This window comes from Variovorax sp. Varisp41 (assembly GCF_047325085.1).
Lineage (GTDB): Bacteria > Pseudomonadota > Gammaproteobacteria > Burkholderiales > Burkholderiaceae_C > Variovorax.
This window is the reverse complement of sequence record NZ_CP168540.1, coordinates 5,632,347-5,652,522: the sequence shown is the minus strand read 5'-3', so window position 1 is coordinate 5,652,522 and position 20,176 is coordinate 5,632,347. Positions and strand designations below refer to the sequence as shown.

The 20,176-nt window shown below is 71.0% G+C and carries 20 protein-coding genes; 10 read left to right on the top strand and 10 right to left on the bottom strand.

Going from position 1 to position 20,176, the window contains the following annotated elements; all coding sequences use genetic code 11:
- Positions 1-69: 69 nt before the first annotated feature.
- Positions 70-702, top strand: coding sequence for a CGNR zinc finger domain-containing protein (locus ACEN9J_RS26195; protein ID WP_296729758.1), 633 nt, complete (start codon positions 70-72; stop codon positions 700-702).
- Here ACEN9J_RS26195 and ACEN9J_RS26190 read toward each other — a convergent pair.
- The 3 genes from ACEN9J_RS26190 to ACEN9J_RS26180 form a co-directional block, all read right to left on the bottom strand.
- The gene (locus ACEN9J_RS26190) at positions 689-1,390 is read right to left on the bottom strand and encodes a hypothetical protein (protein ID WP_261214050.1); all 702 of its coding nucleotides are present in this window, start codon (positions 1,388-1,390) and stop codon (positions 689-691) included. The genes ACEN9J_RS26195 and ACEN9J_RS26190 overlap by 14 nt on opposite strands.
- 83 nt (positions 1,391-1,473) lie before the next feature.
- On the bottom strand, positions 1,474-2,499 hold the full coding sequence (locus ACEN9J_RS26185) for a response regulator (RefSeq protein WP_413762457.1): 1,026 nt from the start codon (positions 2,497-2,499) through the stop codon (positions 1,474-1,476).
- Between the two features lie 7 nt (positions 2,500-2,506).
- Positions 2,507-6,115: an ATP-binding protein gene (locus ACEN9J_RS26180; protein ID WP_413762456.1), complete on the bottom strand. Its 3,609-nt coding sequence runs from the start codon at positions 6,113-6,115 to the stop codon at positions 2,507-2,509.
- Between the two features lie 126 nt (positions 6,116-6,241).
- Here ACEN9J_RS26180 and ACEN9J_RS26175 point away from each other — a divergent pair, with 126 nt between their 5' ends.
- The 8 genes from ACEN9J_RS26175 (at position 6,242) to ureG (ending at position 12,302) form a co-directional block, all read left to right on the top strand.
- On the top strand, positions 6,242-6,544 hold the full coding sequence (locus tag ACEN9J_RS26175) for an urease subunit gamma (RefSeq protein WP_057591402.1): 303 nt from the start codon (positions 6,242-6,244) through the stop codon (positions 6,542-6,544).
- A 37-nt stretch (positions 6,545-6,581) separates the two neighbouring features.
- A complete protein-coding gene (locus ACEN9J_RS26170; RefSeq protein WP_057591401.1) occupies positions 6,582-7,187 on the top strand; it encodes a HupE/UreJ family protein in 606 nt (201 codons plus the stop codon).
- 16 nt (positions 7,188-7,203) lie between these two features.
- Positions 7,204-7,509, top strand: a complete 306-nt coding sequence (locus ACEN9J_RS26165) for an urease subunit beta (protein ID WP_057591400.1) — start codon at positions 7,204-7,206, stop codon at positions 7,507-7,509.
- A 12-nt stretch (positions 7,510-7,521) separates the two neighbouring features.
- Entirely contained in the window at positions 7,522-8,205 is a 684-nt protein-coding gene (locus ACEN9J_RS26160) for a LysE family transporter (RefSeq protein WP_413762455.1), read from the top strand.
- Positions 8,193-9,911: an urease subunit alpha gene (gene ureC, locus ACEN9J_RS26155; RefSeq protein ID WP_413762454.1), complete on the top strand. Its 1,719-nt coding sequence runs from the start codon at positions 8,193-8,195 to the stop codon at positions 9,909-9,911. The genes ACEN9J_RS26160 and ureC overlap by 13 nt, the downstream gene beginning before the upstream one ends.
- 101 nt (positions 9,912-10,012) lie before the next feature.
- Positions 10,013-10,615, top strand: coding sequence for an urease accessory protein UreE (gene ureE, locus ACEN9J_RS26150; RefSeq protein WP_413762453.1), 603 nt, complete (start codon positions 10,013-10,015; stop codon positions 10,613-10,615).
- A 332-nt stretch (positions 10,616-10,947) separates the two neighbouring features.
- Entirely contained in the window at positions 10,948-11,628 is a 681-nt protein-coding gene (locus tag ACEN9J_RS26145; protein ID WP_413762452.1) for an urease accessory protein UreF, read from the top strand.
- 23 nt (positions 11,629-11,651) lie between these two features.
- Positions 11,652-12,302 (top strand): urease accessory protein UreG, encoded by a 651-nt coding sequence (ureG, locus tag ACEN9J_RS26140; RefSeq protein ID WP_057591369.1) that lies wholly within the window; start codon positions 11,652-11,654, stop codon positions 12,300-12,302.
- An 18-nt stretch (positions 12,303-12,320) separates the two neighbouring features.
- Here ureG and ACEN9J_RS26135 read toward each other — a convergent pair whose 3' ends face one another.
- Complete coding sequence (locus ACEN9J_RS26135; RefSeq protein WP_413762451.1) at positions 12,321-12,842, bottom strand: hypothetical protein; 522 nt, start codon at positions 12,840-12,842, stop codon at positions 12,321-12,323.
- Between the two features lie 115 nt (positions 12,843-12,957).
- Between ACEN9J_RS26135 and ACEN9J_RS26130 the strand changes: the two genes are divergently transcribed.
- Entirely contained in the window at positions 12,958-13,755 is a 798-nt protein-coding gene (locus ACEN9J_RS26130; protein WP_413762450.1) for a 2-keto-4-pentenoate hydratase, read from the top strand.
- Between the two features lie 9 nt (positions 13,756-13,764).
- Here ACEN9J_RS26130 and alkB read toward each other — a convergent pair whose 3' ends face one another.
- The 6 genes from alkB to ACEN9J_RS26100 all read right to left on the bottom strand — a co-directional run bounded on the left by alkB (position 13,765) and on the right by ACEN9J_RS26100 (position 20,164).
- A complete protein-coding gene (gene alkB, locus ACEN9J_RS26125) occupies positions 13,765-14,418 on the bottom strand; it encodes a DNA oxidative demethylase AlkB (protein ID WP_413762449.1) in 654 nt (217 codons plus the stop codon).
- Positions 14,419-14,501: 83 nt separating this feature from the next.
- Positions 14,502-15,482, bottom strand: coding sequence for an NAD(P)H-dependent flavin oxidoreductase (locus ACEN9J_RS26120; RefSeq protein WP_261214069.1), 981 nt, complete (start codon positions 15,480-15,482; stop codon positions 14,502-14,504).
- Positions 15,483-15,528: 46 nt separating this feature from the next.
- Positions 15,529-16,269 carry an SDR family oxidoreductase gene (locus ACEN9J_RS26115; RefSeq protein WP_261214070.1) on the bottom strand — a complete coding sequence of 247 codons (741 nt, stop codon included), beginning with the start codon at positions 16,267-16,269 and terminating at the stop codon, positions 15,529-15,531.
- Between the two features lie 118 nt (positions 16,270-16,387).
- Positions 16,388-16,948 (bottom strand): TetR/AcrR family transcriptional regulator, encoded by a 561-nt coding sequence (locus ACEN9J_RS26110; protein ID WP_057591375.1) that lies wholly within the window; start codon positions 16,946-16,948, stop codon positions 16,388-16,390.
- A 145-nt stretch (positions 16,949-17,093) separates the two neighbouring features.
- Complete coding sequence (locus tag ACEN9J_RS26105; RefSeq protein ID WP_413762448.1) at positions 17,094-17,906, bottom strand: shikimate dehydrogenase family protein; 813 nt, start codon at positions 17,904-17,906, stop codon at positions 17,094-17,096.
- An 8-nt stretch (positions 17,907-17,914) separates the two neighbouring features.
- Positions 17,915-20,164 (bottom strand): N,N-dimethylformamidase beta subunit family domain-containing protein, encoded by a 2,250-nt coding sequence (locus tag ACEN9J_RS26100; RefSeq protein ID WP_413762447.1) that lies wholly within the window; start codon positions 20,162-20,164, stop codon positions 17,915-17,917.
- Between the last annotated feature and the right edge of the window lie 12 nt (positions 20,165-20,176).

Genomic DNA, 20,176 nt, shown 5'->3' with positions numbered 1-20,176 from the left:
AGGTTATTCACGGTCGAGTAACCTGTCAATCTATTTTTTGACGGTTATCATCGCGCCAGGAGTTTCGCCATGACCACCACCGCCGCCCCCATGCCCGCGCCCTTCGTCGGCGACCATCTCGCGCTCGATTTCGTCAACAGCACCGCCACGCCCGACGGCGTGCGCGTCGAATGGCTGGCCGATGGCGCGGCGCTGCTGCAATGGCTGCTGGCGGCGAAGCTGATCGCGCCGGCCGATGCCGAGCGGCTGCGGGCCGCCAGGGGCGGCGCGGCCGCGCTCGATGCGGTGGCGCAACGCGCGCGCGAGCTGCGCGACGGTTTCCGGCACTTCGCCGAACGCCACGCGGGCCGGCCGCTCGACACGGAGGCGGCGGCCGAGCTCGGGGCCCTGAACCGCCTGCTCGCGCAGGACAGCAGCCATGTGGAGGTCGCGGCCGACCCCGAGGGCGGCGGCCTGCGGCTGCGCCGCGTCGAGCCCTTCTCGACGCCCGATCAGCTGCTGCAGCCGATCGCGCGCGCCATGGCCGCTCTGCTGTGCGACGAGCGTTTCGAATGGGTGCGCGCCTGCGAAGGCCACGCCTGCACGCTGATGTTCCTGGACCGCACCAAGACCCACTCGCGCCGCTGGTGCAGCATGGCCTCGTGCGGCAACCGCGCGAAGGCGGCCGCGCACCGGGCGCGGCGCAACCTCACTTCCAGCTGAACTCGTGGTTCAGGCCGATCACGACCCCGCGCACGCCCTGCGGCCCGGTCCGTGAGGCGCTGAGGTCGAGGCTGATCAGCGGCGTGAGGTTGACCCGCGCGCCCACGCGCGAGGTCCACAGCCGCGAGACCCGGCTGCGCTCGGCGATCAGCGACAGCGTGTCGTTGAGCGCCCACTCGCAGGCGAGGCCACCGCGCGCCGTGCGCTGGCCGGTGCCGGGCGCCCAGTCGGCGCCGAGGTTGGCGTGGATCTGCAGCTCCGGCGTAGGGCGCCAGCTGACCGGCACCACGAGCTGCCCGCCCGTGCGGCCGCCGGTGCGGAAATCCGACACCGTGCCGGCCGAGATCGCGGCGCTCCAGGTGGCATCGGGCGCCGGGCCGAAGAAATTCCACTTGATCTGCGGCCCGCCGGTGACCGTGCGCACGCCCAGCGTCGACAGCCGGTCGAGGTTGAAGCCCAGCTCCACGGGACCGATGCGGCAGGCCGGGCCCAGGTGGAAGCCGATGACCGGCTCGGGGCCGGTGCGGCCCCACCAGGTCTCGTACTGGCACTGGCCCGGATCGAGGGTGGCGGCATCGTCGATGTCGAAATGGCCGGCCGCGTGCGCGCCCGCGCCGGCCCACAGGCCGCAGGCGGCCAGCAGCCATCCGATGCGCATCCCTCTGGTGGCGTGTTCCTTGTTCTTCATCGCGAGCGTTCCGGTGAACCGGCGCGCGATTCTAGGCAGGCGGAAAGTCGGCGGCGTGACGCCGCCGCCCGAACGCTGGAACGCTAGATCTCGAACTGCGGCTGCAGCTCGCGGATGCGCTTGATCGCCACGCCGGCCGCGGCCGTGCGCGTCTCCACGCCGAGCTTCACGTAGACGCGCTCGAGGTGCTTCTTGGCCGTGGCCGGGCTGCTGCCGAGGATCTCGCCGATGTCCTTGTTGGTCTTGCCCTTGACCACCCAGTAGAGCACCTCGGCCTCGCGCGCCGTGAGCTTGAGGCTCAGGCTCATGGCCTCGATCACGGCGGTGTCGGACACCTCGCGCATGATGATCATCCACTCGTCGCCGTCGTCGTCGTGCCCGGTCTGCTGGTGCAGCCGCAGCGTGAGGCTGCTGGCGCCCTGCGCGATCGACAGCGCCGGCGGCTCCACGCCGCGCTGGCGCGCCGCCGGCGCATGGCTGCGCAGCCAGTCGAGCACGGCGGCCGGGGTCTCGGGCGCGCGCGTCTCGCAGTAGCGCTGCAGCAGGTCGCGCGCCAGCGCCGTCTGCCAGATCAGCCGGCCCTCGGGCAGCCGCACCGTGATGCTGGCGTAGCCGAAGGCGTCGAGAGCGTTGCGCGCCTGGCCGGCCTGGCGCGCCACCTGGCGCGCGCGCCGGGCGCCCTGCAGGTGCACGTTCATGCGCGCCAGCACCTCCTTGGGCTTGATCGGCTTGGTCACGTAGTCCACGCCGCCGGCCTCGAGCGCGGCCACCAGGTGCTCGGTCTCGGTCAGGCCGGTCATGAAGACGATCGGGATGTGCGACGTCATTCCGTCGGCCTTGAGCCGGCGCGCGACCTCGAAGCCGTCGATGCCCGGCATCATCGCATCGAGCAGCACGATGTCGGGCCGCGCCTGCGCGGCGCGCTGCAAGGCCTGCTCGCCGTTGGTGGCGATCAGCACCGTGTAGCCCGACTCGTCGAGCGCGTCGTGCAGTACCGCGAGGTTGTCGGGCACGTCGTCCACGATCAGCACGAGGTCGCTGTTGGCGCTCTTGTCGCGCAGCGACTGCGCGAGCGGCACGGGTTCGACAGAGGGGACCGGTGTATTCATCTGTTTGTCATCCCGCATGGGCCGCCTCGGCCAGCGCGCGGCCCATGGCCTCGAACTGGAACTGCCGCGCCAGCACGCGCTGCGCCTCGGTCCAGGCGGCGCACTCGGGCTGCTCGCGGTCGATGGCGTCGAGCTGGTTCATGATGCCGCGGAAGTAGCCGAGGCTCACGGCCTCGTCGAGCGCGCGCAGCCGCTCGCGCGAGGGCGGGCGCAGCACCGGCTGCGCGGGTGCCGGCGCGCTCGCCGCGGCCGCTTCGGTCCAGTGCAGGCCGAGCCGGCGCTCGAGCCAGTCGAGCAGCTCGGTGTGGCGCACCGGCTTCACGAAGAAGTCCTCGGGCGCGATCTCCACGTCGTTGTCGAGCCCCTTGTCGAAGGCGTTGGCCGAGACGATCGCCACCGCCGCGTCGGCCAGTCCGAGCCGGCGCGCTCGGCGAATGGTCTCCCAGCCGTCGATGCCGGGCATCGCGAGGTCGACGAACATGGCGTCGGGCCGGTAACCGGCGGCGATCAGGTCGAGCGCATCGTGGCCGCTGGCCGCGCTGCGCAGCTCGAAGCCCAGCGGCGCCAGCACATGGCCCAGCAGCTCGCGATCGGCCTCCTCGTTGTCGACCACCAGCAGCCGGCGGCGCGCACCCTCGTAGCCGCGCCGCGCGCGCTGCACCGGCTGCGGCCGGCCGGCACCGGCCACCGCCTCATGCACGCGCGGCAGGAACAGCCGCACGCAGAACAGCGAGCCCACGCCCGGCGTGCTGCTGACCTTCATCTCGCCGCCCATCAGGTCGGTCAGCATCTTGGCGATGGTGAGGCCCAGCCCCGCGCCCGGCGCGGCCGCGGCGCCGGCCGAATCGCCGCGCGCGAAGGGCTCGAAGATGCGCTCGATCTCGGCCGCCGTCATGCCCGGGCCGGTGTCCTCGATCTCCACCGCGGCGAACTCACGTGCGTAGGCCAGCCGCAGCGTGACCTGGCCCGCGGCCGTGAACTTGATCGCGTTTCCCAGCAGGTTGATGAGGATCTGGCAGACCCGCTTCTCGTCGGCGCGCACCACCTCGGGCAGCGTGCCCGCGGCCTCGAAGCGGAAGGCCAGGCCCTTCTCGGCCGCCTGCAGCTCGAACATGTCGGCCAGCTCGCGCAGGGTGTCGGCGAAGCGCATCGGCCGCGCATGCAGCGTGAGCTTGCCGGCCTCGATGTGGGCGATCGCCAGGGTGCCCTCGATCAGCGACAGCAGGTGCTCGCCGCCGCGCTTGATGACCGCCACCGCCTGCTGGCGGTGCGGCGGCACGGAGTGGTCTTCGCCCATCAGCTGCGCATAGCCGAGGATGCTGTTGAGCGGCGTGCGCAGCTCGTGGCTGATGGCGCTGATGTAGCGGCTCTTGGCCTGGTTGGCCTGGTCGGCGGCGCGCCGGGCCTGCTCGGCCGCGAGCTTGGCCTGCTCGGCCACCTCGCGCGCCTCCTCGGCGGTGCGCGTGGCCGACTGCAGCGCGCGGTCGGTCTCGCGGTGCAGCTCGATCTCGCGCACCAGCAGGTGGGTCTGGCGGTTCGATTCCTCCTGCGCCACCTTGCGGCTCTGGTGCGCCAGCACCAGCCACCAGGCCACGATGCCCGCGATCACCAGCAGCGCCATGTAGGCCTTGAGGAAGCCCGAGCGCAGCGAGGCCTGCTGCGCGGCCGCAAGCGCCTGCGCCACCTCGCTCTGCGCGGCCAGCTCGAGCGCGCGCTCGCCGAGCGCGCGCAGCTCCTGCTGGTAGAGCACGCCGAACACCACCGCCAGCAGCGGCACGATGATCAGCATCAGCAGCAGGAAGTGGCCCAGGCCGGTGTCGAGGTAGCGCCAGCTGCGCCGCGGCAGCAGCCAGCGCAGCACCGCCGACCACTGCGCCGACAGGCTCGCATGCGGCTTGCAGAGGTCGCCGCAGCGCGCGTCGAGCGTGCAGCACAGCGAGCAGATCGCGCCCTGGTAGGCCGGGCAGTGGGCCATGTCGGGGCCTTCGTACTCGCGCTCGCAGATCACGCAGCGCTGCACCGCGAGGCGGCGGTAGGCGCCTTCGGATTCCACCCGCGCCCACTGCACCGGCCGGCCGGCCGCCACCGCGGCGCCCTCGACCGAGCCGCGCGCCAGGTAGTAGCGCCCGCCCGTGGCCCAGGCCAGCAGCGGCGAGGCGACGAGCGCCGTGCCGAGCGCGATCAGCGCCGAGAAGGCCTGCGCCAGCGGCCCGAACACACCCAGGTGCGCGGTGATCGACAGCAGCGAGGCCAGCGCCATCGCGCCCACGCCCACCGGATTGATGTCCCACAGGTGGGCGCGCTTGAACTCGATGCCCGGCGGCGAGAGGCCCAGCGGCTTGTTGATGACCAGGTCGGCCACCACGGCCATCATCCAGGCGATGGCGATGTTGGCGAACAGCCCGAGCACGTCGCCCAGCGCCTCGAACACGTTCATCTCCATCAGCATGAAGGCGATCAGCGCGTTGAACACCACCCACACCACGCGCCCCGGATGGCTGTGGGCCACGCGCGAGAAGAAGTTGCTCCAGGCCAGCGAGCCCGCGTAGGCGTTGGTGACGTTGATCTTGAGCTGCGAGATCACCACGAACAGCGCGGTGGCCGCCACCGCCCAGCCGTAGTTGGGGAACACGTACTCGTAGGCCGCGAGGTACATCTGGTTCGGGTCGACCGCGCGCTCCACCGGCACCATGTGCGTGATCGCGAGGTAGGCCAGCGCGGCGCCGCCCAGCATCTTGACCACGCCCAGCACCACCCAGCCCGGCCCGCCGGCCAGCACGCCGGCCCACCAGCGGCCACGGCTGGCCGCGGTGCGCGCGGGCATGAAGCGCAGGTAGTCGGCCTGCTCGCCCATCTGCGTGATGAGCGCGATGCCCACCGTGAGGGCGGCACCGAACAGGTGCAAGTTGAATCCTTGCGCACCACCCTTGGCGCCGTTGTAGTGCGTGATGCCCGCGAACGCACCAGGATCGCGCACCAGCACATAGGCGAAGGGCACGACCAGCATCAGCAGCCACAGCGGCTGCGTCCACAGCTGCAGCCGGCTGATCGCCGACACCCCGTGCGTGACCAGCGGGATCACCACCAGCGCACAGACCAGGTAGCCCCAGACCGGCGGGATGCCCAGCGCCAGCTCGAGCGCGTAGGCCATCACGGCCGCCTCGAGCGCGAAGAAGATGAAGGTGAAGCTCGCGTAGATCAGCGAGGTCAGCGTGGAGCCGATGTAGCCGAAGCCGGCGCCGCGCGTGAGCAGGTCCATGTCGACGCCGTAGCGCGCCGCGTACACGCTGATCGGCAGGCCCGCGAGGAAGATGATCAGCCCCGTGGCCAGGATGGCCCAGAAGGCGTTGGCGAAGCCGTACTGCACCAGCAGCGTGGCGCCCACCGCCTCCAGGATCAGGAACGAGGCCGCGCCGAAGGCCGTGTTGGCGACCCGCCATTCGGACCATTTGCGAAAGCGCTGCGGCGTGTAGCGCAGCGCGTAGTCCTCGAGGGTTTCGCTCGCGACCCAGCTGTTGTAGTCGCGCCGCACCTTGACGATGCGCTGCGGCGCGTCGTCGGACTCGGTGGGGGGGACGGCGGAGGGCGGGCCAGGGTTCACACCGTTTCGGTGCATCTTTCGTGCCACCCGGCGCCCCGCGGACCCGGTGCCATACGGCATTCGGCGAACAGGGCACGACTGTTGCAACAGCCCTGCTCTGCCCATAATGGCCGCCTCCTCCCGCCACCCGATGCCGTCTCCATGGAACTGACTCCGCGCGAAAAAGACAAGCTGCTGATCTTCACCGCGGCGCTGCTCGCCGAACGCCGCAAGGCCCGCGGCCTCAAGCTCAACTACCCCGAAGCCATCGCCCTGATCTCGGCCGCTGTCATGGAAGGCGCGCGCGACGGCAAGAGCGTGGCCGAGCTCATGAGCGAGGGCCGCAGCGTGCTGACGCGCGCCGACGTGATGGACGGCATCGCCGAGATGATTCCCGACATCCAGGTCGAAGCCACCTTCCCCGACGGCACCAAGCTCGTGACGGTGCACCAGCCCATCGTCTGAACGACCGCACACCCAGAACAACCAAGGACAAGCCCTCATGCGCCCATCGATCTCCTCCAGGACCCTCGCCCTGCTCGCCGCCGCCCTGCTGCCCCTGGCGGCCAGCGCCCACACCGGCGTCGACGGCGGCCTGCACCACGGCCTCGTGGCCGGCTTCATGCATCCACTGACCGGCGCCGACCACCTCGCGGCGATGGTCGCGGTGGGCGTCTGGAGCGCGCTGTCGGCGCGCCGCGCCTGGCCCGACCTGCTGTGGGCACCGCTGGCCTTCGCCGGCATGCTGCTGGCGGGCGCGCTGGTCGGCCTGGCCGGCCTGCAGCTGCCGGCCGTCGAACCGATGATCGCGGCCTCGCTGCTGGTGCTGGGCCTGCTGGTGGCCGCGCGCGTGCACCTGCCGGCCGGCGTGGCGATGGCGGTGGTCGGCCTGTTCGCCGTCTTCCACGGCGTGGCGCACGGCCACGAGCTCGCGGGCGAGCACGACGCCGCCCTCACGCTCGCCGGCATGGTCGGCGCGACCGTGCTGCTGCATGCCGCCGGCATCGCGCTGGGCTGGGCGCTGCGCCATGCCAGCGCCTGGCTGCCGCGCATCGCGGGCGCCGCGGTGGTCGGCCTCGGCGCCACGCTGCTGGCGCAGGCGATCTGAGGCGAGGCCCCGGTCCATGATCCCCGGCGAAATCCTCACCGACGACGGCGACCACCCGCTCAACCCGGGCCGCCGCACCCTCACGCTGGTGGTGCAGAACACGGCCGACCGGCCGATACAGGTCGGCTCCCACTACCACTTCGCCGAAACCAACGGCGCCCTCGGCTTCGACCGCGAGGCCGCGCGCGGCATGCGCCTGAACATCGCCTCGGGCGCCGCGGTGCGCTTCGAGCCGGGGCAGCAGCGCACGGTCGAGCTGGTCGATTTCTCGGGCGACCGCATCGTCTACGGCTTCCGCGGACTGGTTCAGGGCAAGCTCTGAGCGGGCGCCGGCATGCTGTCACTCGCGCTCTCCGCCTTTCTGCTGGGCCTGGTGTTCAACGCCGCGCCGGGGGCCGTGTTCGCGGAAACCGTGCGCCAGGGACTGCAGGGCGGTTTCCGTCCGGCCTTCGCCGTCCAGGTGGGCTCGCTGGTCGGCGACGCGCTGTGGGCCGTGCTGGGCCTGGCCGGCGCGGGCGCGCTGATGCAGATCGATGCCCTGCGCTGGCCGCTGGGCATCGCCGGCGTGCTCTATCTCGCCTGGCTCGCGGCCGACAGCTGGCGCGCCGCGAAGCGCGATGCCGGCATCGAGCGCGCGCTGGCCATGCCCGCGAGGCGGGCGCTGCGCTCGGGCGTGATTCTCTCCGCCACCAATCCCCAGAACCTGGCCTACTGGGCCGCGCTCGGCAGCGCCATGGCCGGCCTCGGCATGGACCGACCGACCACCGCCCACTACGCCGTCTTCTTCACCGGCTTCATGGCGGCCTCCGTGCTCTGGTGCTTCCTCTGCGCGGGCCTCGTCGCCAGGCTCTTCGCCCGCTCGGCATCGCGCTGGGCCGGCGTGACGCACCGCCTGTGCGCCCTCGCGTTCATGGCGCTGGCGGTCGCCTCGATGCGCGACCTGCTGAATTTCACCGGCCCCGCCGAGAACCGGCCCGCGGCCTCTCCCGCAAGACAAGGAACGACATGGCAACCATAGGCAGGCGCGCCTACGCAGAAATCTTCGGCCCCACGGTGGGCGACCGCGTGCGGCTGGCCGACACCGAGCTGCTGATCGAGGTCGAGGCCGACTACACGCTGCGCGCCGGCGGCTACGGCGAGGAGGTCAAGTTCGGCGGCGGCAAGACGATCCGCGACGGCATGGCGCAGTCGCAGCGCACGCGCGCGCAGGGTGCCGTCGACACGGTGCTCACCAACGCGCTGATCCTCGACCACTGGGGCATCGTCAAGGCCGACATCGGCCTGAAGGACGGCCGCATCGCCGCCATCGGCAAGGCCGGCAATCCCGACGTGCAACCGGGTGTCGATATCGTGATCGGCCCGGGCACCGAGATCATCAGCTGCGAGGGCAACATCGTCACCGCCGGCGGCATCGACAGCCACATCCACTTCATCTGCCCGCAGCAGATCGAGGAGGCGCTGGCCTCGGGCGTGACCACCATGCTGGGCGGCGGCACCGGCCCCGCCACCGGCACCTTCGCGACCACCTCCACGCCCGGGCCCTGGCACATCGAGCGCATGCTGCAGGCGGCCGACGCGTTCCCGATGAACCTCGGCTTCCTCGGCAAGGGCAACGCCAGCCTGCCCGGCGCGCTGCACGAGCAGATCGAGGCCGGCGTGATCGGCCTCAAGCTGCACGAGGACTGGGGCACGACGCCCTCGGCGATCGGCAACTGCCTCGACGTGGCCGATGCCACCGACACGCAGGTGGCGATCCACAGCGACACGCTCAACGAGTCGGGCTTCGTCGAGAACACGATCGCGGCCGTGGGCGGCCGCGCGATCTGCGCCTTCCACACCGAGGGCGCGGGCGGCGGCCATGCGCCCGACATCCTGCGCGTGGTGGGCGAGGCGAACTTCCTGCCCTCGTCGACCAACCCCACCATGCCCTACACCGTGAACACGCTCGACGAGCACGTCGACATGCTCATGGTGTGCCACCACCTCGACGCCGGCATCGCCGAAGACCTGGCCTTCGCCGAGTCGCGCATCCGCAAGGAAACCATCGCCGCCGAGGACGTGCTGCACGACCTCGGCGCGATCAGCATGTTCAGCTCCGACAGCCAGGCCATGGGCCGCGTGGGCGAGGTGGTGCTGCGCTGCTGGCAGACCGCGCACAAGATGAAGCTGCAGCGCGGCACGCTGCCCGAGGACAGCGCGCGCAACGACAACTTCCGCGCGAAGCGCTACGTGGCCAAGTACACGATCAACCCCGCGATCGCGCACGGCATCGCGCACGAGGTGGGCTCGATCGAGGTCGGCAAGTGGGCCGACATCGTGGTGTGGAAGCCGGCCTTCTTCGGCGTGAAGCCCTTCACCATCATCAAGGGCGGCAGCATCGCGATGGCCGCGATGGGCGACCCCAACGCCTCGATCCCGACGCCGCAGCCGGTGCACTACCGCCCGATGTTCGGCGCCTATGGCGGCTCGCTCGCGAAGGGCTCGCTGACCTTCGTCTCGCAGGCCGGCCTGGCCGCGGGCATCAAGGAGCGCTACGGGCTGGCGAAGAACCTGGCGGCGGTGAAGAACATCCGCGACGTACGCAAGAAGGACCTGATCCACAACGGCTACGCGCCGAAGATGGAGATCGATGCGCAGACCTACGCGGTGCGCGCGGACGGGCAGTTGCTGACCTGCGAACCGGCGAAGCTGCTGCCGATGGCGCAGCGCTACTTCCTGTTCTGAGACGGAGCCAGAAAGTCCGGCGCGGCACGCCGGCTTGACAGGCTGCGTATCCTTGAAAGCATCGTTCCTGTCTTCAGACGCGCCATGCGTCCCACCGCACCATGCTCACCGCCAACAAACTCATGCCCCAGGGCCGCGGCCTCGCGCCCGTGCTGCTCAAGCGCGCCGCCACCATCGAACTCGACTGGGACGTGCGCCAGAAAAGCCGTTTCGACGCCACCGATTCGCAAGGCCGGCAGATCGGCGTGTTCCTGCCGCGCGGCACGGCCGTGCGCGGCGGCGACGTGCTGGTGGCGGAAGACGGTTCGCTGGTGCGCGTGATCGCGGCGCCTCAGCCGGTGCTGCGCATCACGCACTGCACGGCCCACGGCACGCCCTTCGACCTGACGCGCGCGGCCTACCACCTGGGCAACCGGCATGTGCCGATCGAGCTCAAGCCCGACCACCTGAAGATCGAACCCGACCATGTGCTGGCCGACATGCTGCGGTCGATGCACCTGATCGTGGTGGCGGTCGAGGAGGCCTTCGAACCCGAGGGCGGGGCCTATGGGTCGCATGAGCATTCGCATGGGGGCGGGCACAACCATGACCATGGCCATGATCACTCGCATGGTCATGCGCACTCTTCGGGGCCGAAGCCGCTGGTGTTGGCGCCGGAGTTGCTCGATGCGCATGATCATGGTCATCATGGGCACTCTCACTGAGATGGGGGCTGGGTTCTCCGTTCGAGGCCGTTTGTTTTGGTGGGGGCGGGCGCACGCCGACGGGGTACTCCCCTCCGCGAATGTCCCCCGCCCTTCGGGCTCCTCCTTTATTTCGCTGCGGGGAGTACCCCATCGACGTGCGCCAGACGCGCCGTGCTTGATCGGCCGGCACCACCGCTGCGCTTCTCGTGCACAGGGCAGTGGGTGCTTCCCGCAGCGAAATAAAGGAGGAGCCGAAGGCGGGGGACATTCGCGGAGGGAAGTACCCGCTGTCCTGTGCACGCGCCCCGGACCAGAACAACCGATGCGCCACCCTTCGGACGAGAGCCGACATGGCTGACACACCACAGCCCCAAAGCCTCCTCCAGCTCATCTGGCTCGCCTCCCCCGCACTCCCGGTCGGCGGCTTCTCGTACTCCGAAGGCGTCGAGGCCGCCGTCGAATGGGCCGGCGTCGACTCCGAGGCCAGTGCCGCCGAATGGCTGTCCGACCAGTTGCACCTGAGCTTCGCGCGCGGCGACCTCGCCTTGGTCGCGCAAGCCATCGCAGCCTGGCGCGCCGATGACGCGCAGCGCATCCGCACGCTCAACGACTGGGTGCTGCAGACGCGCGAATCGGCCGAGTTCTTCCTGCAGACCGAACAGATGGGCCGCTCCTTCGTCGAATGGCTCAGGCTGCACCATGCCGACACGGCCGAGGTCTTCGCCGGCCTGCCCGCGAGCTATCCCGTGGCCTTCGCGTTCGCGGCCCACCGCTCGGGTGCTTCGGTGCACGACGGCTGCCTGGCCTTTGCCTTCGGCTGGGCCGAGAACATGGTCGCGGCCGCGGTCAAGGCCGTGCCGCTGGGGCAGAGCGCGGGACAGCGCATTCTCGGGCGGCTCGCGCAGGAGATTCCCGCGGCCGTGAACCATGCGATGCAGCTGTCCGACGACGATCGGCAGGCCTTCGCGCCGCTGCTGGCCGTGCTGTCGGCGCGGCACGAAACCCAGTATTCGCGGCTCTTCCGCAGCTAGATTTTTTTCTTCACACACCCACCATGACCTCCGCCCTGCACCACATCCCCCACCGCACCAAGAAGCTGCCGCCGCTGCGCGTGGGCATCGGCGGCCCCGTCGGCTCGGGCAAGACCACGCTGCTGGAGATGCTCTGCAAGTCGATGCGCGACAGCTACGACCTGGTCGCGATCACCAACGACATCTACACCAAGGAAGACCAGCGCCTGCTGACCGTGGCCGGCGCGCTGCCGGCCGAACGCATCATGGGCGTGGAGACCGGCGGCTGCCCGCACACCGCGATCCGCGAGGATGCCTCGATCAACCTCGAGGCCATCGACCGCATGCTCGAGGACTTTCCCGATGCCGACGTGGTGTTCGTCGAATCGGGCGGCGACAACCTTGCGGCCACCTTCAGCCCCGAGCTATCGGACCTCACGATCTACGTCATCGACGTGGCCGCGGGCGAGAAGATCCCGCGCAAGGGCGGCCCCGGCATCACCAAGAGCGACCTGTTCGTCATCAACAAGACCGACCTCGCGCCCTACGTGGGCGCCAACCTCGACGTGATGGAGCAGGACACGCAGCGCATGCGCCGCCAGAAGCCCTACGTGATGACCAACCTCAAGACCCTGACCGGCGTGGCCGAGGTGGTGCGCTTCATCGAGGAACGCGGGATGCTCAAGACGGCCTGAGGCCGCCAACTCACGGCTTCACAGCTCGCTGCCGTCGCGCAGCTGGCGCTGCTTGTAGACCAGGCGAACGCTGGCGCGGCGCGGGTCGCCGACACGCTGCACGTAGACATCCATCTCGCCGCTGCTCCAGGCCGCATAGGCGCTGCCCGGATCGTTGGCCGCGAGTTCGGCACCGAAAGTACCGCGGCCCCACTGCAGCAGTTCGGCGAACGCCGCGCCGCCGCCATCGGGCAGGCCCTGCGCCGAGGCCGCGTACTCCACGCGCCGCAGCTGCGAATCGGCGAAGAAGAAGGTCGGCTCGAACACCAGCCCCGCCAGCGCCTGGGGCGCGCCGTGCCAGCTGCCCAGCAGGCCGCCCGCGAGCCGCTGCGGCCGCGCCACGCGCTCGGCCGAGGGCAGCGCGGCACGCAGCTCGTCGGCCGACATGCCGAGCCGCACGCCGGGCGGCAGCGCTTGCGCCTGCGCGGCGAGGCTCGCGAGACAGAGGGCACCGGCGCCGAGCAGGCGCGCCACGGGTGAAGAGAAGGAAGGAATGAACATCGGGGGACGGCGAAACGGGCGACAGCGGCCTGTGACCCGCAGTATCGCCCCGAGTTCACGACGGCACCGTGTAACTGCCGATACACGGCCCGCCATCCCTTTGTAGACTGGCCCGATGACTCCCCAGGACGTGCTCGACCACTACGACCGCGCCACGCTGTGGCCCGCCGATCGCCCCGACCGCACTGCCGCCGGCCTGCCCGCCGCCTATGCCGACGCGCTCGCGCTGCGCGCCCTGCGGCTCGCACGCGGCGAACGGCCCGTGGGCTACAAGGTCGGCTTCACCAACCGCACCATCTGGCAACGCTATGGCGTGTTCGCGCCGATCTGGGGCCCGGTGTGGAACACCACGCTGACGCTGTGCGACGGCCGGGGCAGCGTCGACCTCACGGGCACGGTGCAGCCGCGCATCGAGCCCGAGGTCGTGTTCGGCATCGCCGCCACGCCGCCGCAAGGCGCCACGCTCGAGCAGCTGTTCGCCTGCGTCGAGTGGATCGCGCCGGGCTTCGAGATCGTGCAGTCGCACTGCGAAGGCTGGAAGTTCGGCGCCGCCGACACCGTGGCCGATGGCGCGCTGCATGCGCGCCTGCTGGTCGGGCGGCAACGGCCGCCGCGCGAGTTCGCGAGCGACGGCGCGGCGCTCGATGCGCTGCTCGCGCGCACGCGCCTGCGCCTGTCGCGCGACGGCACGCCGATCGAGGAAGGCACGGGCGCCAACGTGCTCGACGGCCCGCTGCATGCGCTCTTGCACTTCCTGCACGAGCTGCAGGCCTGCCCCGGCGCGCCCGCGCTGCAGCCGGGCGAGGTGGTCACCACCGGCACCTGGACCGACGCCTGGCCGATCGCGCCCGGCCAGGTCTGGCGCAGCGAATTCGACGCGCCCTTCGACGGCCTCGAAGTCTCGCTGCGCTGAGCACGCAGCTCAGCCGGCCTTGCGGAAGGTCAGGTTGATGCGCACGCTGCCCAGCAGCGGATGCGGCTTGTCCTTGAGCGGCAGCACGCCATGGAAGCGCAGCCGGTCGGGGCCGCCCCACACCACCACGTCGCCATGCGCGAGCGGCACCCGCTCGACCGCGTCGCCGCGCGCGAGCCCGCCGAACTGGAACACCGCCGGCATGCCCAGCGACACCGAGACGATCGGCGCACCATGGTCGCGTTCGTCGCGGTCCTGGTGCAGCGACAGCCGGGTGCCGGGCTCGTAGCGGTTGACGAGGCAGGCATCGGGCGCGAAACCCGGGAAGCCCGCCGTCTCGGCCGCCTCGCGCGCGAGCCGCGCGAACGCGGCGGGCATCGCGGGCCAGGGCTTGTGCGACAACGGATCGATCGCGTCGTAGCGGTAGCCGCTGCGGTCGCTGACCCAGCCCAGCGGCCCGCAGTTCGTCATCGCCACCGACATGGTGTAGCCGCCGGGCGTCACCAGGTGCCGGAACGGCGACACGCCCTCGAGGCCCGGCAGCGCCGCCAGCAGCTCGCTCGCGAAAGGCAGCGCGAAGCCGCGCAGCACGCAGGCGCCCGGGCCCAGCGGCTCGGGTGCGCGAAACGGTTCGTCGGTGGCGGGGAAGAGGTCGAGGGTCATGGCGGATGCGGCCCTCGAAAATACCGCAAGCCGGCGCACCGGGTCCGGCCGGTTCCGGACATCCGGTGCCGCGGCCGTGGTTCTCAGGCCGTCTCGAGCATGCCCGCGAGCCGCGCCGCGATCAGCCCATGGGCCTCGGCCATGATGCGGTCGACCAGTTCCCGCACGGTCGGCACGTCGTGGATCAGGCCCGCCACCATGCCGCAGCTGAAGGCGCCCGCGTCCACGTCGCCCTCGATCATCACGCGCGGGTAGATGCCCGCCACCTGGTCGTGGATGTCCGAGATCTGCAGCTCGGCGCCCTTCGCGCGCTCGATCGCCAGCAGTTCCTCCACGCCCTTGTTGTTGAGCACGCGCTCGGTGTTGCGCAGGCCGCGCATCACCAGCCGCGTGTCGAGCTCGCTGGCCGCGACGATCGCGCGCTTCACGTTCTCGTGCACCGGCGCCTCCTGCGTGGCGATGAAGCGCGTGCCCATGTTCATGCCCTCGGCGCCGAGCGCGAGCGCGGCCACGAGGCTGCGGCCGTCGGCCATGCCGCCCGAGGCGACGAAGGGAATGCGCAGCTCGTCGGCCGCGCGCGGCAGCAGGATCATGTTGGGCACGTCGTCCTCGCCCGGATGGCCGCCGCACTCGAAGCCGTCGACGCTGACCGCGTCGCAGCCGATGCGCTCGGCCTTCAGTGCATGGCGCACCGAGGTGCACTTGTGGATCACCTTCACGCCGGCCGCCTTGAGCGCCGGCATGTGTTCCTCGGGGCTGCGGCCCGCGGTCTCGACGATGCGCACGCCGCCCTCGATGAGCGCGGCGATGTACTCGGGATAGGGCGGCTTGGAGAAGGTCGGCAGGAAGGTGAGGTTCACGCCGATCGGCTGGTCGGTCATCTCGCGGCAGCGCGCGATCTCACGCGCCAGCAGCTCGGGCGTCTTCTGCGTGAGCCCGGTGATGATGCCGAGGCCGCCGGCATTCGACACCGCGGCCGCGAGTTCCGCGAAGCCCACGTAGTGCATGCCGCCCTGGATGATCGGATGGCGGATGCCGAAGAGTTCGGTGATGCGAGTTTTCATGGTCGATGAGGGTGGAGGAAGAGGACGGGAAACGGGGCGCGGTCGCTCACCAGCGTTCCATGTACGGGCGCAGGTCGAGCTCGAAGGTCCAGGCGTCGCGCGGCTGCGCGTGCAGGTGCCAGTAGTTCTCGGCGATGTGCTCGGGGTTCAGGATGCCGTCCTCCGACTTCAGCGCGTAGCGCTCGGGGAAGCTGGTGCGGATGAACTCGGTGTCGATCGCGCCGTCGACCACCACGTGCGCCACGTGGATGTTGCGCGGCCCCAGCTCGCGCGCCATGCTTTGGGCCAGCGCGCGCAGCGCATGCTTGGCGCCCGCGAAGGCCGCGAAGTTGGCGGCACCGCGCAGGGCCGCGGTGGCGCCCGTGAAGATGATCGTGCCGCGGCCGCGCTCCACCATGCGCCTGGCCGCTTCACGGCCGTTGAGGAAACCGCCGAAGCAGGCCATCTCCCAGATCTTGAAGTACTTGCGCGCGGTCTCCTCGAGGATGCTCGAGGGCACGTTGGCGCCGATGTTGAACACCAGCACCTCGACCGGCCCGACCTCGCGCTCGACCTGCTCGAACAGCGCGATCACCTCCTCCTCCTTGCGCGCATCGGAGCCGAAGGCCACGGCCTTGCCGCCGGCCGCCTCGATGCTCTCGACCAGCGGCTGCAGCTTCTGCGCGTCGCGCCGCGTCACGCAGGCGGTGTAGCCGCCGGCCGCGAAGCGCCTCGCGATCGCCCCGCCGGTGGAATCGCCGGCGCCGATGATCAGCGCCACACCGGCGCCCGCATTGCCCTGGCTCATGTCGTCTCCTTGATTGAACGCTCGTGGACCAAAGCACGGTAAAGGAGAGGCATCGGGCTGTCAATCGAGCGCGCGACAGCATTCCGGCGGTGCATGCGGCGCATGCGGCCGGCGCGGTTCAGTCCAGGTGGTTGCGCTCGATGTCGCGGCGGGTCGAGTTCAGGATGTCCTGGCGCGTGCGGTCGTTCTCGACCACGCGCGCCATCAGCAGCGCGCCCACGCACTGCGCCATCACGGCCCAGGCCGCGTCGTCGTCGCCCGCCAGGCGCTGGCTCCAGGCCTTGTGCAGCTTCTTCAGGCCGCGCTCGACCGCCGCGCGCACGGCCGGGTCGGAGCGCGCGATCTCGGCACCCAGCGCGGGCAGCGCGCAGCCGGTCTCGGGGTGCAGGGCATGCGCGCTGCTGAGGTAGCCCTTGAGGCAGCGCGCCACGTGGTCGGGCGGCGAGTCGGGCGTGCCCGCGAGCATCTCGGCGCTGTTTTCCATCTCGCGCTCGATCAGCGCCGCGAACAGCTCGCCCTTGGAACCGAAGTGGCTGTAGAAGGCGCCGCCCGTGAGGCCGATGGCCGACATCAGCGCATCGACGCCGGTGCTGCTGAAGCCCCCCTTCTTGGCGATCGCTCGGCTGCTCTCGAGCAGCTTCTCGCGGGTCTCTTCCTTGTGGTTGGGGGCGTAGCGCATGGCGGTTCCTCGGCGCGGGATTCCGGTGGACAGGACGAAGGGAAAAATAACATACGATCGTTCAGCCATCCTGACACCGGGTGGCCGATCGCTGCTCGTTTTCCCTTGTCCCTTGCAAGGCCCGCGCCCGCCGCGGGAGGCTTTCTCAGGCCGCCGGCGCACCGATCCCGAGCAATTCCTTCACCAGCACGTACTGCGCATCGAGCATCGAGGTGCCCAGCGAGACGCGGCAGCCGCATGCCTGCGCCGCGGCCAAGAGCGGCGTGATCGCGGGCGTCATGATGATCTCGGCCACGTCGGTGCCGGCCGCCAGCTGCGCCACGTCGAGCGGCAGTGCATCGCCCTCGTGCATGCCCATCGAGGTGGTGTTGACCACGAGGTCGAAGCCGCTCGGATCGTTCGTGCCCGCGCGCGCGACGCAGCCCGGATACGCGGCGGCCACGTCGGCCGCCAGCGCCTCGGCCCGTGCGTTCGTGCGGTTGTGGATCACCAGTTCGCGCGCACCCGCCTCGGCGATGCCGAAGGCGACCGCGCGCCCTGCCCCACCCGCGCCGAGCTGCAGCACGCGGCGCCCCTGTAGCGTGATCCCCTGCCCCGCGAGCCCGTCGACGAAGCCGCGGCCATCGAGGTTGTCGCCCGTGAGCCGGCCCTCGGCATCGCGCCGCACGAAGTTGACCGCGCCGATGCGCGCCGCGCGCGGCGTGGTCGCGTCGAGCAGCGGCAGCACCGCGATCTTGTGCGGGATGGTCACGCCGAAGCCGAGCACGTTGCGCATGCGGCGCAGCGCGTCGACCACGGTCGCGAGGTCGGCGGGGCCCACGTGCAGCGGCGACACCGCGATGTCGAGGCCCTCGGCCGCGAAGCGGTCGTTGAGCCGCAGCGAGCCCACCACGTGGGCCACGGGATCGGCCAGCATCAGCATGATGCCGGTGCGGCCGGTGATGCGCATCTCGGTCATGGCGACGCTCAGGCGGGCAGCTCGAACGGGGCCGGATCGAGGAAGCGCCGCAGCACGTTGCCGGTGATGCGGCTCACGTTGTTGTCGTAGCCGTTGTGGCTCAGCGAGAGCACATAGGAGATCGAGCCGGTGGAGAACACCGCGCCGCCCTTCGCGGTCTCGAAGAACACCATGTCGGCGCGCACCAGCGCGTTCTGCTCGCCGTCGAGGCCGTGCACCGTGGTGCGGTACTCCTCGGGCGTGGGCAGCGCGCCCGGGCCCAGGCCGTGCGAGGTCGCGAGCATCACGGCATGCGGCGGCGAACCGAGGCCGACGTCGAAGCGGTCGATCTCGATGCCGACCGCGCCGCCGATGCGCACGCCGTAGTCGCCGATGCGCTCGCCCTGCGCGATGCCCTCGACCGCGAAGGCCACGCGCGCGTCGGCCGCGTCGGGCGTCAGCAGGTAGTAGCCCGCGTGGTCGTAGACCATGGCCGAGAAGCCCACGCCGATCAGCTTCTGCGGCGCGAAGCCGCTGTGGCGCCACAGCGCGCCGGGCTCGCCGGTACCGGCCAGGTGCACCTCGCCGGGCTGCGATTCCCAGGTCCGCGTGCCGGCCATGCCGCGCCGCACCTCGACCGCGGCCGGCGCCTTCGGATGGAAGGCGCAGCGCCAGTAGAAGCCGTTGGCGCCGAGCGCGAGGTGGCGCCCGCCCGCGTTCTGGAAGGCCATGATGCCGTTCATCATCGCCTCGCTGTAGTACTCGGGATGCGACAGCGTCGCCAGCACGCGGTAGCCCGCGAGCGCGCCCGCGCCCTGGCGGTCGAGCTCGACGTCGGTCACCACGTCGTAGTCGATGCCCTTCTCCTCGAGCCAGTCGAGGAAGTGGCTGTCGATCGCGAGGTTGCCGGGCTGCGAGCGCGGCCGCATGTTGAGCACCGGGCGCAGCCACGAGCTGTAGGCGCGGCCGCTGCCGTCGATGTGGTGGTCGTAGGTCGACTGGCCGACCTCGGGATGTTCCTGCAGGTAGATGTCGTCGCCGGTCAGCATCAGCAGGCGCTCGGTCAGCACCTCGAAGTGCACCGCGTGCAGCCGCAGCGCGCTGTTGGCATAGGCCATGTAGGTCATGCTCGCGGCCAGCACCGCGAGCGGTGCGCGCTTCGCATCGGCCGCGGGCGTCACGAAGAAGGTGATGAAGGTCTCGGCCGCGCTGCCGTCCACGGGCCGCAGGCGCAGCGCGTGGAAGCCCGACTTCCAGTCGGCCGGCACGTCGAGCTCGAGCGTCGCGGGCCAGCCGCAGTCGTAGATGTCGTCGCTGTGGAAATGAATCGCGCCGTACTCGCGCGGCGCCAGCCGCCAGTCGTGCACGTCGCCGGTCCAGTGCACGCCGGTCATGCCGCGGCAGGGCAGCTGGTGCAGCCGGCCGTCGAGGCGGTTGGGCGAGCGGTCGAGCACCTCGAGCGTGTCGATGCCATGCGAGAAGTCCCAGCAGGCGATCAGCGCGGCATCGGCCAGGCCCGGACGCGCGAGGTCGTCGCAGCGGCGCAGCGCGTTGATGCCCAAGAGGCCTTCGGCGATGCGCGGTGCCTCGATCTTGCCGTCGTAGTGCGCGCCGCAGCGGCCGCCGGTGGCCGACAGCGCATGCGCGGCCACGGTCAGCGGGCCTTGCGAATCGAGGCGCCATCCGCCGGGCCTGGTCGCGCGGGCCTCGCGGCGCTGCTCGGGCAGCGCGCCATCGGCCAGCCGGCATTGCGACAGCACCATCTCGCCGGTCGCCGCATCGAGCGCGCCCTGCACCCAATACCAGCGGCGCTGCTCGAGCGGCGCATCGGTCTTCAGCTCGATCGCGCCATCGGCACCGCCCACGCGCAGGCTCAGGCCCTCGCGCGACAGCTGTAGCGCCCAGCCGCGGCCGCTGTCCTCGCACCAGCGCGCGAGCACGGTCTGCGGCGTGGCCAGCAGCCGGGTCGGCCAGACGTAGCAGCCGAACGAGAACGCACCCTCGGGCGCGAGGCGCGCATCGGCGGGCACCGACATGAAGGAGCCGCAGGGCGCCTCGTGGAACGCGACCGCGTGCACGCCGTCGATCGGCGATGCGAGCTCGCGGTACTTGATGCCGGGGCCGGTGGCGTCGGCGTCGGCGCAGCGCACGCGCACGAACTTCACGTCGGCCTGCTGCTTCGCTTCGCTGCTGAGGTGGAATCGGATGCGTTCGCCGGCGCGCACGCTGAGGGTGTCGGGGTAGCCGACGAAGGCATTGGTGTCGATGGGGGCGCTCATGGTCGTCTCGCG